Source organism: Rothia mucilaginosa, from assembly GCF_901875305.1.
Lineage (GTDB): Bacteria > Actinomycetota > Actinomycetes > Actinomycetales > Micrococcaceae > Rothia.
In genome coordinates this window covers 122,611-135,676 of the sequence record NZ_CABFLY010000006.1, presented here as the reverse complement: position 1 = coordinate 135,676, position 13,066 = coordinate 122,611, and the positions used below count along the sequence as shown (strand labels likewise).

At 57.5% G+C, this 13,066-nt stretch carries 8 protein-coding genes; 2 read left to right on the top strand and 6 right to left on the bottom strand.

Going from position 1 to position 13,066, the window contains the following annotated elements; genetic code table 11:
• The first annotated feature begins 117 nt into the window (after positions 1 to 117).
• Complete coding sequence (locus JX292_RS07825; RefSeq protein WP_204863208.1) at positions 118 to 993, top strand: DUF6318 family protein; 876 nt, start codon at positions 118 to 120, stop codon at positions 991 to 993.
• A gap of 340 nt (positions 994 to 1,333) precedes the next feature.
• Here JX292_RS07825 and cobA read toward each other — a convergent pair whose 3' ends face one another.
• Both cobA and nirB read right to left on the bottom strand, forming a co-directional pair.
• Positions 1,334 to 2,275, bottom strand: coding sequence for a uroporphyrinogen-III C-methyltransferase (gene cobA / locus JX292_RS07820; RefSeq protein WP_239653698.1), 942 nt, complete (start codon positions 2,273 to 2,275; stop codon positions 1,334 to 1,336).
• Complete coding sequence (gene nirB / locus JX292_RS07815; RefSeq protein ID WP_204863206.1) at positions 2,247 to 4,916, bottom strand: nitrite reductase large subunit NirB; 2,670 nt, start codon at positions 4,914 to 4,916, stop codon at positions 2,247 to 2,249. Before nirB ends, cobA begins: the two co-directional genes overlap by 29 nt.
• Positions 4,917 to 5,507: 591 nt before the next feature.
• Here nirB and nirD point away from each other — a divergent pair.
• Positions 5,508 to 5,834 (top strand): nitrite reductase small subunit NirD, encoded by a 327-nt coding sequence (gene nirD, locus JX292_RS07810; protein WP_204863204.1) that lies wholly within the window; start codon positions 5,508 to 5,510, stop codon positions 5,832 to 5,834.
• Between the two features lie 95 nt (positions 5,835 to 5,929).
• Here nirD and JX292_RS07805 read toward each other — a convergent pair whose 3' ends face one another.
• From JX292_RS07805 to JX292_RS07790, 4 genes are all read right to left on the bottom strand, one after another.
• Positions 5,930 to 6,661, bottom strand: a complete 732-nt coding sequence (locus tag JX292_RS07805; protein WP_204863203.1) for a sirohydrochlorin chelatase — start codon at positions 6,659 to 6,661, stop codon at positions 5,930 to 5,932.
• A 225-nt stretch (positions 6,662 to 6,886) separates the two neighbouring features.
• Positions 6,887 to 8,587, bottom strand: coding sequence for a hypothetical protein (locus JX292_RS07800; RefSeq protein WP_204863201.1), 1,701 nt, complete (start codon positions 8,585 to 8,587; stop codon positions 6,887 to 6,889).
• A gap of 283 nt (positions 8,588 to 8,870) precedes the next feature.
• Positions 8,871 to 10,370 carry a hypothetical protein gene (locus tag JX292_RS07795; protein WP_204863198.1) on the bottom strand — a complete coding sequence of 500 codons (1,500 nt, stop codon included), beginning with the start codon at positions 10,368 to 10,370 and terminating at the stop codon, positions 8,871 to 8,873.
• A 790-nt stretch (positions 10,371 to 11,160) separates the two neighbouring features.
• On the bottom strand, positions 11,161 to 12,981 hold the full coding sequence (locus tag JX292_RS07790; RefSeq protein ID WP_204863197.1) for a propanediol dehydratase: 1,821 nt from the start codon (positions 12,979 to 12,981) through the stop codon (positions 11,161 to 11,163).
• Between the last annotated feature and the right edge of the window lie 85 nt (positions 12,982 to 13,066).

The following is a 13,066-nucleotide window of genomic DNA, read 5'->3' as shown; positions in this document are numbered from 1 at the left end:
GAGAATGAGCATCCGGGTACATCTGTACCACACACACCATACGACAGGGCCCTACACGATCGGTGCACACTTGAAGCTCCGCGAAGTACGGGCCGAATAATACATCAGGAGGCCACGATGTCTTTCCTCAATCACGCACCCAGCCGACGCAATATCCTTCTGGGTGGTATTGGCCTTGCCGCTCTCGCCCTAGCCGGATGCGCCAAGGACGTCCGTCCGCTCGCTAATGGGTCTACCTCTCCCGCCAGCTCACCTAGTGGTTCCCCCAGCAACTCCCCTAGTCCTTCCGCTAGTGCCTCTACCTCGGCTTCTTCCAGTGCCTCTGCTTCGGGTAGCGTCCGGATTATCCCCGAGGAGGAGTACCTCAAGGGTAGTGACAAGTACCTGGGCCCTCTGAAGTACGAGTACAAAGACCTGCCGGATAAGTACGTCGAGGCCACCGATACTTCCCCCGCAAAGAACGTCCCCACCCCGATTATCGATCAGACGGCTCGGCGCACCAATACCCTTGAGGGCGCATACAAGACTCTATGCGCCTACCAGAGTTCTTACGTCTACCTCATGCGTACCGGCAAGATTGAGTACGCCATCAACCTCATGAATAAGGACGATACCAAGCTCAGCGTCGAGCTTCTCAACGTCCACAACCTGTATTCCAAGGGCGGTTGGGTCAAGGGTTACGAGAACAAGATGAGTATTCTCTCGGAGTACAAGGTGCGCGCTTACGCCTCAACTGAGCTCAGTGCTGTGTCTTTCCCCTGTGAGGACTGGGCGAGCGAATTCACCACCTATCAGGGCGGTTCAAGCCAGGTTCAGAAGGCAAGCACCATTCAGGTTCCTGTGATTCTGGTCTTTGACCAGGGCAAGTGGAACGTGACCAGTTCAGACTTCTTCAAGTCTGAATACAGTGAACGCTTCAAGAAGATTTTCCGTGGTTCCGGTAGCTCTTCTTCAGACTCCTCCGGCGGCTCGTATTCAGGTACGGGAGTCTAAAGCCACGCAGACCATTCTCGTCTCCACGCTACGAAAGGCGGGGCGGGTATCAGCTCACGTTGATACCCGCCCCGCCTTTCGTTTATACCTTTCGTCTGCGTTCGTGGCGATTGTGCCGCTACCAATTGCCCAGCCAATTGCGCCGAATGAGCGGGAATCCACATTAAGACCATGCCCGGAGCCAGCCAACCCCATGTAGGCGTTCCAAACATGACAAGAGCCCCGCATCCTTGGCAACTAGGAAAACCAAGGATACGGAGCTATGTCTTGATACCTCATGTTCCTCCCCACGGCAGGCATCGCGCCGAGGGTGTCAACGGGGCATGAACACAGTAGGACGTTACGAGGTGGAACGCTCGCGCAGACGCTCGTGAACCTCGCTCACGAAGCGGTTCTGATCGTCGCGGGCGTAGTACACGACCTCGCCAATCACGGTGATAGCGGGCGACTTCACCTGAGCGCAATCGGTCTTCGCATTCTCCAGAGTCGTCACGGTAACCCGCTCATTCTCAGAGAATCCGTTCTCGATGGTCGCCAACGGCACCTCGCCCTCAATCCCACGAGAGAGCAGAGAGGCTACCGTATCGGGCAGGGTACGCACCCCCATCAGCAGCACCACGGTGCCGGAGGCCCGCAGAGTGGCTTCGACCGCAGCCAGGTCATTTTCGGAGAGACCCGAGTGACCGGATACCACAGTGAAAATCGAGGACACACGGCGTAGGGTCACCGGGATACCGGCGCGTCCAGGAACGGCGATAGCACTGGTGATGCCGGGGATAACCTCGGCCTCCAGGCCTGCCGCGATGCACGCATCCAGCTCTTCAGCGCCGCGACCGTACACGTACGGATCGCCGCCCTTCAGACGCACCACGGTCTTACCCGAAAGCGCGTAGTCAATCATGAGCTGCTGAATACGAGACTGCGGAACAGCATGCTTACCGGGCACCTTGCCCACATCGACGATGAGGGCGTTCGGGGCGTACTCGCCGTACTCCTGTGGGGCGAGGTGGTCCAGCAGGACCACATCTGCCGCGCCGAGGGCACGCACCGCGCGCAAGGTCAACAGGTCAACGGCACCGGGGCCACCACCGACAATGTAGACCTTGCCGGGGTGCTCGGCGCGTTCACCGGGCAGGGCGATACCGCGCTCGGTCACGCTGTCATCCAGGCTATGACCGGGCGCTCCGCCCGCGAGCACCTCGTCAACCGTGGCGAACTCGCGGGGCGGGAACGGCGGAATCTTCGGGCCCATACTAGGCTGCCGGAACCGGGTTGAGGTCATTGGGCTTACCCACGGGAATCTTGGTGCCGGTCACCAGGACGGTGTTAGATTCGCCAGCCTTGACGGCTGCAACCTCTTCGGGGGTTGCGGGGCGAATCTGCTCGCGCTCCAGCACGAACAGGTGCGATGCTTCGTCACTACCGTGCTCTTCGTTAATGAAGGCGCGGAAGCGGCGCAGACGACGCTCATCCTTCAGGGTTGCGGCCCACTCGTCCTCGTAGGAATCGATGTGACGCTGCATGTCGCGTTCGAGGTCCTCGCACACACCCAGGGAGTCCTCAATGAGGACGGACTGCAGGTGTGCCAGACCGTCACCGTGTTCCTCGTCCAGGTCCTCAAGCCAGCGAGCGGTACGCTGCAGCTTGTCTGCGGTACGGATATAGTACATCAGGTAGCGGTCGATGTAGCGCACGACGTCCTCGCTGGAGGCGTCCTTGACGAAGAGGCGGCCGTGGGCGGGGGTTGCGCCACCGTTACCACCCAGGTACAGGTTCCAGCCGTTGCTGGTTGCAATCAGACCGACGTCCTTGCCCTGAGCCTCAGCACACTCGCGGTTACAACCGGAGACACCGAACTTGAACTTGTGCGGGGAACGCAGACCGCGGTAGCGGTTCTCCAGGTGGATTGCCATGCCAACGGAGTCCTGAACACCGTAGCGGCACCAGCTCGAGCCCAGGCAGGATTTCACGTTACGCAGGGACTTACCGTAAGCCTGACCGGACTCGAAACCAGCGTCGACCAGGCGCTCCCAGATGTAGGGCAGCTGCTCGAGGCGGGCACCGTACATACCGATACGCTGTGCACCGGTGATCTTGGTGTACAGGCCGAATTCCTCAGCGACCTCTGCGATGACGGCCAGCTTCTTGGCGGGAATCTCACCGGCGGGAATACGCGGAACGACGGAGTAGGTACCGTCCTTCTGCATGTTAGCCAGTGCACGGTCATTGGTCTCCTGCAGACCACCGCGGCCGGAATCCAGCACGTAGGAGTTACGGAAGGAGGAGAGAATCGATGCAACGGTCGGCTTACAGATAGCGCAACCGTCACCACCGTGACCGAAGCGAGCAATCACGGAGTCGAAGTCGTCCAGGTTGGTCAGACGCACGGCCTCGGCCAGCTCTGCACGGGAGAAGTCGAAGTGCTCACACAGGGCCTTGGAGACGGTCAGGCCCATCTTCTTCATCTGCTGCTCGAGGGTCTTCTGCAGCATGGGAACGCAGGAACCACACTGGGTACCAGCGGTGGTGCAAGCCTTCAGGGATGCCACGTCGTGGTTGCCGTCAACGATGGCCTCACGCACGGTACCGAAGCTAATGTTGTTGCAGGAACACAGGATTGCGTCGTCGGGCAGTTCGGTGTCGGGGATACCGTCGCCGCCACCGGCTGCGGTCAGGTAAACGTTCGGCTCGGCGGGCAGTTCGCGACCCAGCAGAGGCTTCAGGGAGTCGAAGGGAGCGGTGTCACCAACGAACACACCACCCAGCAGGGTCTTAGCGTCGCCGCTGGTCACAATCTTCTGGTACATGCCGCGAGCGGGATCAGCGAACAGGACCTCAAGGCAACCCTCGGTGGTACCGCGACGGTCACCGAAACCAGCCACCTGAACACCGGAGAACTTCAGCTTGGTGGCGATGTCGAATTCCTCGACCTTTGCTTCTTCGTTGTCGTTGAGCAGGTTGGCTGCCACGGCGTCGGCCATAGCGTTAGCCGGTGCGACCAGACCCCAGGTGCGGCCCAGCACGCAGGCAACCTCACCGATAGCCCAAATGTGCTCGTCGGAGGTGTGGCAGGCGTCGTTGACGACAATACCGCCGCGCTCGCCCAAGTGCATGTCGGCGGTGCGGGCCAGTTCGTCATTGGGGCGAATACCGGCGCCGAAGACCACCATGTCGGCGGGCAGGGTGTGGATGTTAGCATCCTCGGAGGGAGAGTCGGCGATGGAGACGGAGACGACGTTACCGTCGGCGTCCTTGTTGATGCCGGAGATGAACACGCCGGTCTCGATGTTGATGCCGGTTGCCTTAATCTGGGCGTTCACAGCGTAACCGCCGCCCTGGTCCACCTCAACGGAGAGCAGCCAGGGAGCCACATCCAGGATGGTTGGTTCTGCGCCGAGCTCCTTCAGGCCCTCAGCGGCCTCAAGGCCGAGCAGACCGCCACCGACAACGATACCGCGGGGTGCGCGGCCGAGGGTGGACTGCAGGCGGTTCACCTCGGAAACCATGTTCTTCACGTCGTCGACGGTGCGGAAGACGTGTGCTGCATCCGAGTTAAGAATGGGGATACGAACCGCGCGAGAACCGGTTGCAAAAATCAGAACGTCGTAGGGGTACTCGTTGCCCTCAGTGTCGGTCACCACGCGGCGGTTACGGTCCAGCTTCTCTGCGTGGCAGTTGTTGACCAGGTTGATGTTCTCAGCGTTCCACAGCTCGGGGTCGCCGAGGGTCAGGTCCTTTTCGGGATCCTTGAAGAGCTGCTCAATGGCAACGCGGTCGTAAGGGGTGTAGGGTTCATCGTTCAGCACGGTAATGGTGTCTGCGGCACGACCGGCTGCTTCAGCACCCTCGTGGTATGCACGAACAAAACGCCATGCGGCGGGGCCTGCACCGACAACGAGAATGTTGCGGGGGGTGTTCGACATGAATTTTCCTTTCCTAGTTTGCGATGCAATAGCTCATGTATCTTCACCGCGAACGGCGATTGTGTACCTGAAATTCGTCTCGTAACTTATTTGCGACGTATGCGCCGCAACACGAAAATCCCGGATTTACCAAGATAAGAGGGTCGTACCGACGGAATACAAGGTCCCGTGAAACCTCTTATCTTTCGCAATCCCTGAAAATTACGAAACATTTTTGTGTGGGATTATGTTGTTTTCTTCAGGTGCTCAAAAACGATTCCGAGCCACGACTTTCATCGTACATGGTAGCATCCGGTGCGGATGGCCAAAATCAGCATTTTGTGAGAAAAAATTCTGAAAAACTTCCGCGAAATAACAGGCTAGATAAGGGTATATATACCTTCACCCCTGTCGGATTTAGGTAAGGCTAATCTATAAAATTTGCGGTCTCGTTTAGGGTGGGAATAACCTTTAGCTTTCCAGCGTGCCCCATTTCCCAATGTGGGTTTCATAGGGTAAACTCCAAACAAAGAACACGCGAATCGCAATTGCACCCAAACCGTAATTGCGTTCGCCCCGCGCGACACACACCGTTTCGAAAGGAAAAACCCCATGGCCGATAACTGGGTCCGCATCTGCGCCGAATCCGATCTTGAAGAAAACTGGGGCGAAGTCGCCCTGGTAGACGACCACCAGTACGCCATCTACAAGACCAAGCACGGCATCTTCGCCAGCGATCACCTCGACCCCCACAGCCAGGCACTCGTTCTGGCCCGCGGTATTATCGGCGAAAAGAACGGTCACTCCACCATCACCTCCCCCCTCTACAAGGAGGTCTACGACCTGACCAACGGTGAATGCCTGTCGGACTCTTCCTACTCGCTCAACGTATACCCCGTTGAGGTTCGTGACGGCGACGTCTACCTGCTGGCTAACTAAGCCAGACGGCTCGTAGCCAATCCAAATAACGAAGGGCCCCCGCCTCCTTTGAGGAAGCGGGGGCCCTTCGTGCAGTAACAAACCCGAGGGAGTCCTTAGGCGGCGAGCGCCTCGTCCATACGATCAACGAAGCACTCGGCAACCACCCTGGCGGAGGCAGAATCCTGCGCATTCACCAACGGCGCAGCGACCTTCACTGACTGGCCGGTTGACTCTGCATCACGGCGCATCTTCGAGGCGAAGAACCCCTCTGCCAGCAGGTAGGTGGCGGCAAACTCCGGTTGATGCTCCGCCACAACCTCGTGGAACTTCGGATCAATGGATGCAATAAAACCGTGCTGGACAGGAGTTTCTAGAGCTTCAGAGAGCAGCTCGGCGGCACGCTCCATATCGGCGCGACCATCGGCCCGGGAAGAGCCGGCTGCGCCCTGCACCACGACGGAGCCGTTCTCAGGGGCCCAGTCGGCCTCTTCAAGACGGGTTCGAGCCAATCGAGCCAATCGATGATCAGGGCCGAGGGAATCAGCAATCACGATACGCTCAATACCACTTTCACGGGCTGCGCGGCGCAAATCCACCTGGGTATGGAATCCGGTAGAGAGTAGAATCGGGACGATAACGCAGGGTTCATCCTTAGGCAGAGCCGCCGCAGCGTCATCCACGCTGGGAGACTCAACATCAACATACGCCTCGTGCACACGGTATTCCACCCCGTCAGTACGCTGATCCAACAAAGAGCGCACCTGCTCGCGAATCAGAGCGATGGCTTCACGACCGGCAACGGAGTCGGTACCGTGAGAGGTAGCAAGAACATTCAAAACAGTCATGTTTCCATTGTAAAAACTCCCGAAACGAAATGCCGGGCCAACGCGGAGTCAAGAAACACAAAACCCCGCTCCCCCACTCGGACCAAGTGGGAAAGCGGGGTAAGGCAAGGTTGAACTCCGAGAAGCAAAACTCCTGAGGCAACACCACCGGTGGAGGCGCTGGCACCCAAGGTGCCGACGTTCAGCAAACCCTACTTCTCCTCCACCTTCAACGTGTGGAAACCTTTATTTACGGCGCAACGAATGGACCCAGGTCATACCCAAGGACCCCAGAACCAAGCCGCCACCGAGCGTCAACAGTACAGCCAGAGCAGGTGAAGAGACCGTCATGCCGTGAGCGAGATCAGCTTCGGAGGCCTTCACTCCGTCGCGACCCTTCTGCTCAGAACGTACCTGCGAAGGGGAATCGTCCAGAGTCGAGGACCGGCGCATCTGGGCAGTAGAATCGGTGTCGGAGGAGGAGTCCGGGCGATTAGCTGTCTGGCCATCCTGCGCATTGCGCGTGCGGTACCCCAGCTCCGATGAAGAAGACGCAACAGGGCGTGCCGTGGCGGCCGTTCCCTCTTTGACGGAGAGGGTGGGGTCTTTCTGGGCCCCCGCCAGAGCAGTTGCAGACCGCACGCTCCGAACCTTCGCCCCGTTCTCCTGACCTGCCACGTTTACGGTACTTTCGCCACCGCTCAAGCCCGCTGAAGGCTCCGCAGAAGGAACATTAGCCGCCACGGAAGGTGAAGAGCTCGCCAGAGTATCGGTAGAGGTATCGGTGCTTTCAGCCGGGGCATTTCCGGTGGCGTTACTTGCTAGAGAAACAGTGAAACGCACCGTGCACACCTGCACATCTCCGCCGCCGGCCGCATCCATTGCCACAACCAGGTAGGTGCGGCCGGTCTGCAGGGAGGCCCCGGGTACACCCAGCACCGCCTCAAAGCTCCCGGAGGAGAGGTCTGAAGGGCTCACGCGCACAATAGCTAGAGCATCACCGACCGTATTCCCATCGCCATCAAGTTCCATGAGCATCAGGTCATATCCGGTGTCATTCGTCGCAAAGTTCTTACCGCGCACGGTGATGGGTTTAATCGAATCGCTCGAATTCACCTGGGAGTTCTGAACCGTCAGGCGCGGACCGTTTCGACGGTTTTGGCCGTGCACATCGGTACCTACCTTCTCGGAGCTAATCTGCTGCATATGATTCAGGTCCTTCTGCCTAGCGGGAGGCTGAGTCACCACCGGGTGAGGAGTGGAGGCCTCCACAGAAGGGACATGCGTAGGGCTAGGTTGCGGCGAGGGAGACTCAGAGGTGCCTGCCTTCTGCTCACCCGGTGTAGAATCTGCCGTCTCCGTAGGGCTCTTCGACGATGCGCCATCACCGTGGGGCGAGGTAATCCCCGGCTGGGCATGACTGCGAAGATTCGCGGGAGCCTCCACCAAAGTATCGTGCTCGCGCATCAGAAAATCTACGTGCGTAATACCGTAGGTAGCATCCGTCAGAGTGATGACGTAGAACGTACCCTCAGCAGGCACATCAACCAGAAGCGCCACCTCTCCGGGAGAGCCGCCTTCGGTCAAAGACACAGAACGGTGGGTGCACTTATCCGTCGAGGTGCACAGCGCAACGTCTGCCAGCATACTCTCGGCAGACAGCTCCTCAGGAAGACCCGACCAAATCAGCAGGGCGGTACCCTTCTCATGATGAATAGTCAGAGTGATATCGCCGTCATTCGGGTCATCGAGGTCAACATTCGTTTCCCCATCACGACGTTGCATCAGGGGATCATCCAAATCGCCAACTCCAGCGATATCATGCAGAGAAGGCGTAGGGTCGGCAACAGTATCGACGGCCATGGAGGGGGCAAGTACCCCACCCTGAAGTCCCGCTGCAAGAGTCGCAACGGCAACTACACGGCGTTTCATAGATAATGTGCTCATGCGGTATGTCTTTTCGTGGTATCTAACGAGGTGCTCCCACGCTCGAATAGTCATTCAACCTCTCGCAGGGTAAACGGTGGAATCCCGCGCGGGGTGCCTGCTCAGTCGCGCTCAGTACGCTATACAACTTTGCGAGCTGTTATGCCAGGGCGTGGATAAGTCCGCGTCTATATATCGGTTCTCTCAACCCTACCATGAACCCCAAGGTTTATTCACCCAAGGGTATTTTGTTTTCCCCCCCCCGATGTCTTGACGTCAGGGGAGCCCCCTAATCCCTCCAGGTTTACCGGCGGAATACACGGTGCAGGGAGAAAGTGTTCCTTCGAATAGCCATCCACGCGGCACCGGTCACCAGGCCCAGCCCCACCAAACCTGCAGCCCAGAAGGTCACCCTATAGTCGGATGCATCCTCCGTAGCCTGCTCCGAAGAGGATATAGCTTTTACGCCTTCCTGCTGACCCGAAGCTGATCCGGAACGTATCTGAGAGGTAGAGGCATTAATCTCCGCCGAACGAGAGTTAATCTCAGTCTGACGAGTAGGGGTTTGCTCCTTAGCCCCATCTACCGGAGTCACAGGCTGTTTTGCAGACGCGGATCCGCTCCTTACAGCATCGCCCTCTTCCCCATTTATCGCGGTGGCGCTGGCTCCCGATGCGTATGCAGAAGTCAGGGGTGACTGCCCTGCAGAAGTATTAGTCTGGGGAGCTATAGTGCGCACCTGGGCCAACGCCTGAAGCCCCTGCTGGCGGCGTTCGGCGCGCATCTGGCTCTCACGGGTCGCGGCAGATTCGGCTCCATGAGAACGGGATGCATTCGAGCCCTCGTCGGTTGCTACGGAGGACGTGCCCGAGGAAGCACTCGCGGAGTTGTCACTCTTCGCGGTAGCAGCATCCAACTTATCACCACCGACTGCAGGAGAATTCGAGGTATCCTGTGCAGCTCCGGCGCTCACCTTGAACCGAACCGACGCCACAGCAGTGTCGTTATCCTGCTCATCAACGTACACCAGGTACGCGGTATAGACAGAACCAGTCTTGAGAAGCGACCCTGGAACGCCAACAGCTACCTCAAGCTTGCCTCCAATGAGGTGATCAGCCCCCACATGGGTGTACGAGACAGCGTCACCTCGAGGGTTGCCCTGCATATCGGTCTCAAGAACCATCAAATCGTACCCGTTTTCTCGAGCGGGCAGGTTCTTACCGACGATGGTCACGGGCTTCGTTTCCGCATCAGAACGTAGCTCGGCGTAACGAACGTTCAGCGTCGGAACGCTCATATTCGCGGTATCTCGGGATGCAGTGGTGCCTCCCGGTACCTCACGCACAACCTGGGTTTCACGTCCCGTGCTATCTGCCGTTTTCGGGCTACGCGAAGCCGAGGGCTGAGGGTGACGGGCTTCTTCGCGTGCCTTCGTCAGGACCTTTAGCGTCTCGTCGTCAAGAAGAGTGCCCGATACGCTGCCGCCCGTATTGTCATCCTCTGCTGGAACAGTATGAGGGATAAACACACCGGAGTTAACTTTGAACTCTCCGTAGCCTGCATCGAAGCTATCCATATCAAGAACGGCGATGGAGTAGTAACCTTCCGTCGGAGTGGTTGGCAGGGTGAAAGCGAGAAGGGTCGAGTCGTCCTGAGCTTTCTCCACGCTTAGATCCTGAGGAATGTACGTCAGAATGTCTCCGGAAACCTCGCCGGAGGTGGTGTAATACTGAACCGCCACAAGATAGCGATTCGAGCTACCGGTGTACTTCTCCCCGTAGAGAGGCCGCAGGTTGAGAGTCACCCGATTCTGCTCTACAGAATGAATAAGTACCTCGAGGGTGTCGAGTTCAATATCAAAATCTTGTGAGGGGCATTTCTGAGGATTCTCAGAATTGAGAATAGTAATAATACACTGTTGATCGGCAGGAAAACCGGTTCCCTCAACTGCAGAAGCATTGGGCACCGCAAATACACCCGTAGTCGCCAAGACAGCAAACGACAGGACGCGGAAAGTTCGAGGTCGTTGAGTGATCATCATAGTGCCATTTCAATCGAAGCGGACACACAATATATTCATGAGGGACGGCTCACCACAAGCCCTTTCCCTCGCAATATCGCGTGTGCCGATACATCGGTTACATCTCAGCCTAACACGAGTACTAAGATTTTGGACTCATTACATTTGTGTGCTTATTGTCAGCCGGTATATGCACCCTGGCGTAAAACACCATATAGCTACCCGCCGAAACATCATTATCGATAAATATGGATATTGAGAAGGAGAGTCACACACTCCACAAACAATTATTTCAACCTTAATAAAAGTCCAAGTGTACGACATATACTGTCCAATTCAAGCAGCTGCATCAGAGTCTTTGCAGTATTTTAATGCGTAAATACTCGCTCTTTGCCTGCGTAGAATCCCTGCATATCAAGCAGCTAAACCGCCAGCAGACTGTACAAGATTTAATAAAATCTATCCCACAATGCGACGCGCATCTCATCCAGCGTAAAGATGCCCCGCGGCCAGCGATACTGCGCATCACTTCCACGGGGCACCTCCCGGAGGTGGGCTCCACTCCCCTGACGCGTTACGCGCTCACATCCACCGTTTCGGTCGCTTCCGCCTCAATAGAAGCCTCCATTCGGCGGCGGTACTGATTCACCATCACGGCACTACCGACGAAAACCACCGAACCAGCCAAAGCAATTCCCAGCGGCACGGTCCCCTCCGGCAGAGGTGCATCTTCCGAAGCGCTTGCTTCCAAACTCTGAGAGTCGGAGCCACCACGAGCTTTCGTACCCCGCGTATAGAACCCATCGGAGCCCAAACGATAACCCTCTCGCACGGCAGGGCTAGCAACACTCTCAGTGCTACCCCCCGACGTCTGATACCCCATCAGGTTCACAACGGTACGCCCCCCAATAAAAGCAGCATATCCAGACATGACCGGGGTGACATTCGGACCGGTGACAAAGTTACTTGAGACCGCATGAGCCTGCGGAATTGCCCGTTCTGCCAAGCTACGAGCCAGAACAGCACGATTCAGAACACCTTCTGCCGAAGGGATGGGAGGGACAACGTCCCCAACAACCCCTCGAGCCGGCAAGGAATCAGCCACAGAAGGTGAGGCATCACTCGACGAGGAGGAATAGTCCGGCAGCTGCTCGCTCGAAGAATAAGCTAGTGTGGGCTTAGGCTGATTATTAGAATCCGCACTGGCATCCGCCGAACCTGCGCGCTGAATAATGCTCACACTAAAGGCGGAGGTAGCCATGAGCTTCAGCTCATCAGGAGATTCTCCACCCACTGCCACCACCCGGTAACGCTTACCGCCAATAAGCGACGTTCCAGGAACCTTCAAATCAGCCGAGAACGCACCATCCTTAACCTGCTCAGGACTCACATGGGTAGTAGCCAGGGGCGCACCCACAGCTCCCCCATCGGCAGGCATTTCAAAGACCATAACGTCATACCCAAGAGAGCTCTCCCCCACGTTCTTGACGCTCGTGCGAATCGTCTGAAGGTCGCTTGAACCTCGTAGCTCCGCGGTAGAAATCTCCAGAGTCGCTTCGCGAGTCTCCGCTGGAATCTGATTTGAAGAACGGTCATACACCAGGATGCGGTCACCCTTAGGCTTCGGGGCGGCAGAAGCATCAGCGGTAGGCTCAGGATCACGAGATTCCTCCGCACCGCCAGGCTTCTCAGAAGCAACAGCTGAGGGAGTCGGCGATACACTCTCCGAAGTGGCAGGAACCGGTGCAGGGGCCGGAGCAGCCGTGGGCTGCGGACGGTCCTCTTGCACATCCTTCGAAGGCACAGGATCCACCACAGGATGAGGTACAGGGCTTACCGGGTTGATAGGCGCACGCTGCACACCCGGAGTGTCGGGAAAGAAAAGGTTCTGACGCGAAACAACAAGACCCTCAACGCTCTCGCCATACTCGGGATCCAGCTCAACAAAAGAGGAGTCACCCGTCAGAAGATCGGTGACCTCCACCATGTACACCTGTTCAATGTTCAGGCGCTGGTGAATACTTACATCAAGATAACCGTCGTCATTCTTTGACACAGTCAACTGCGATGAGGGGACCACCATCGAGGCAATCTCCAAGCCATCCACAGTGACCGCCACCAAACGCATCTGCACATGATCGAGAGACTTCACGCCACCCAGATTAATCAGGATGTAGTCCTCGCTCTGGCCTATCAAATCCATGATGAAAACATCAACGTTCGCATCGCGGGACGCAGGCTGATTCACGGCAGAAGTTGCGCCATGAGGCTGTGCATGGGCAGCCGGCACAAAAGAAGCGGGAGCCAAGGTTGCAGGGGCCAGCGTACCTCCCAGCCCGAAGGCTGCAGATGCTACGAGAGCCGCGCCGCGAGCAGTTCGCTGCGTGGTAAACATGGTCACCTTTTCGTGAGTGAGTAAATGACAGGTTACGCATAATCCCCTGCACTCAGAAGTTCGGAAGTGAGAGCAGGAAGGCGGC

Bases quoted from the DNA above. Each gene is read 5' to 3' on its own strand.
- JX292_RS07825 (WP_204863208.1), top strand. From the start codon at position 118: ATGTCTTTCCTCAATCACGCACCCAGCCGACGCAATATCCTTCTGGGT.
- cobA (WP_239653698.1), bottom strand. From the start codon at position 2,275: ATGACCTCAACCCGGTTCCGGCAGCCTAGTATGGGCCCGAAGATTCCG.
- nirB (WP_204863206.1), bottom strand. From the start codon at position 4,916: ATGTCGAACACCCCCCGCAACATTCTCGTTGTCGGTGCAGGCCCCGCC.
- nirD (WP_204863204.1), top strand. From the start codon at position 5,508: ATGGCCGATAACTGGGTCCGCATCTGCGCCGAATCCGATCTTGAAGAA.
- JX292_RS07805 (WP_204863203.1), bottom strand. From the start codon at position 6,661: ATGACTGTTTTGAATGTTCTTGCTACCTCTCACGGTACCGACTCCGTT.
- JX292_RS07800 (WP_204863201.1), bottom strand. From the start codon at position 8,587: ATGAGCACATTATCTATGAAACGCCGTGTAGTTGCCGTTGCGACTCTT.
- JX292_RS07790 (WP_204863197.1), bottom strand. From the start codon at position 12,981: ATGTTTACCACGCAGCGAACTGCTCGCGGCGCGGCTCTCGTAGCATCT.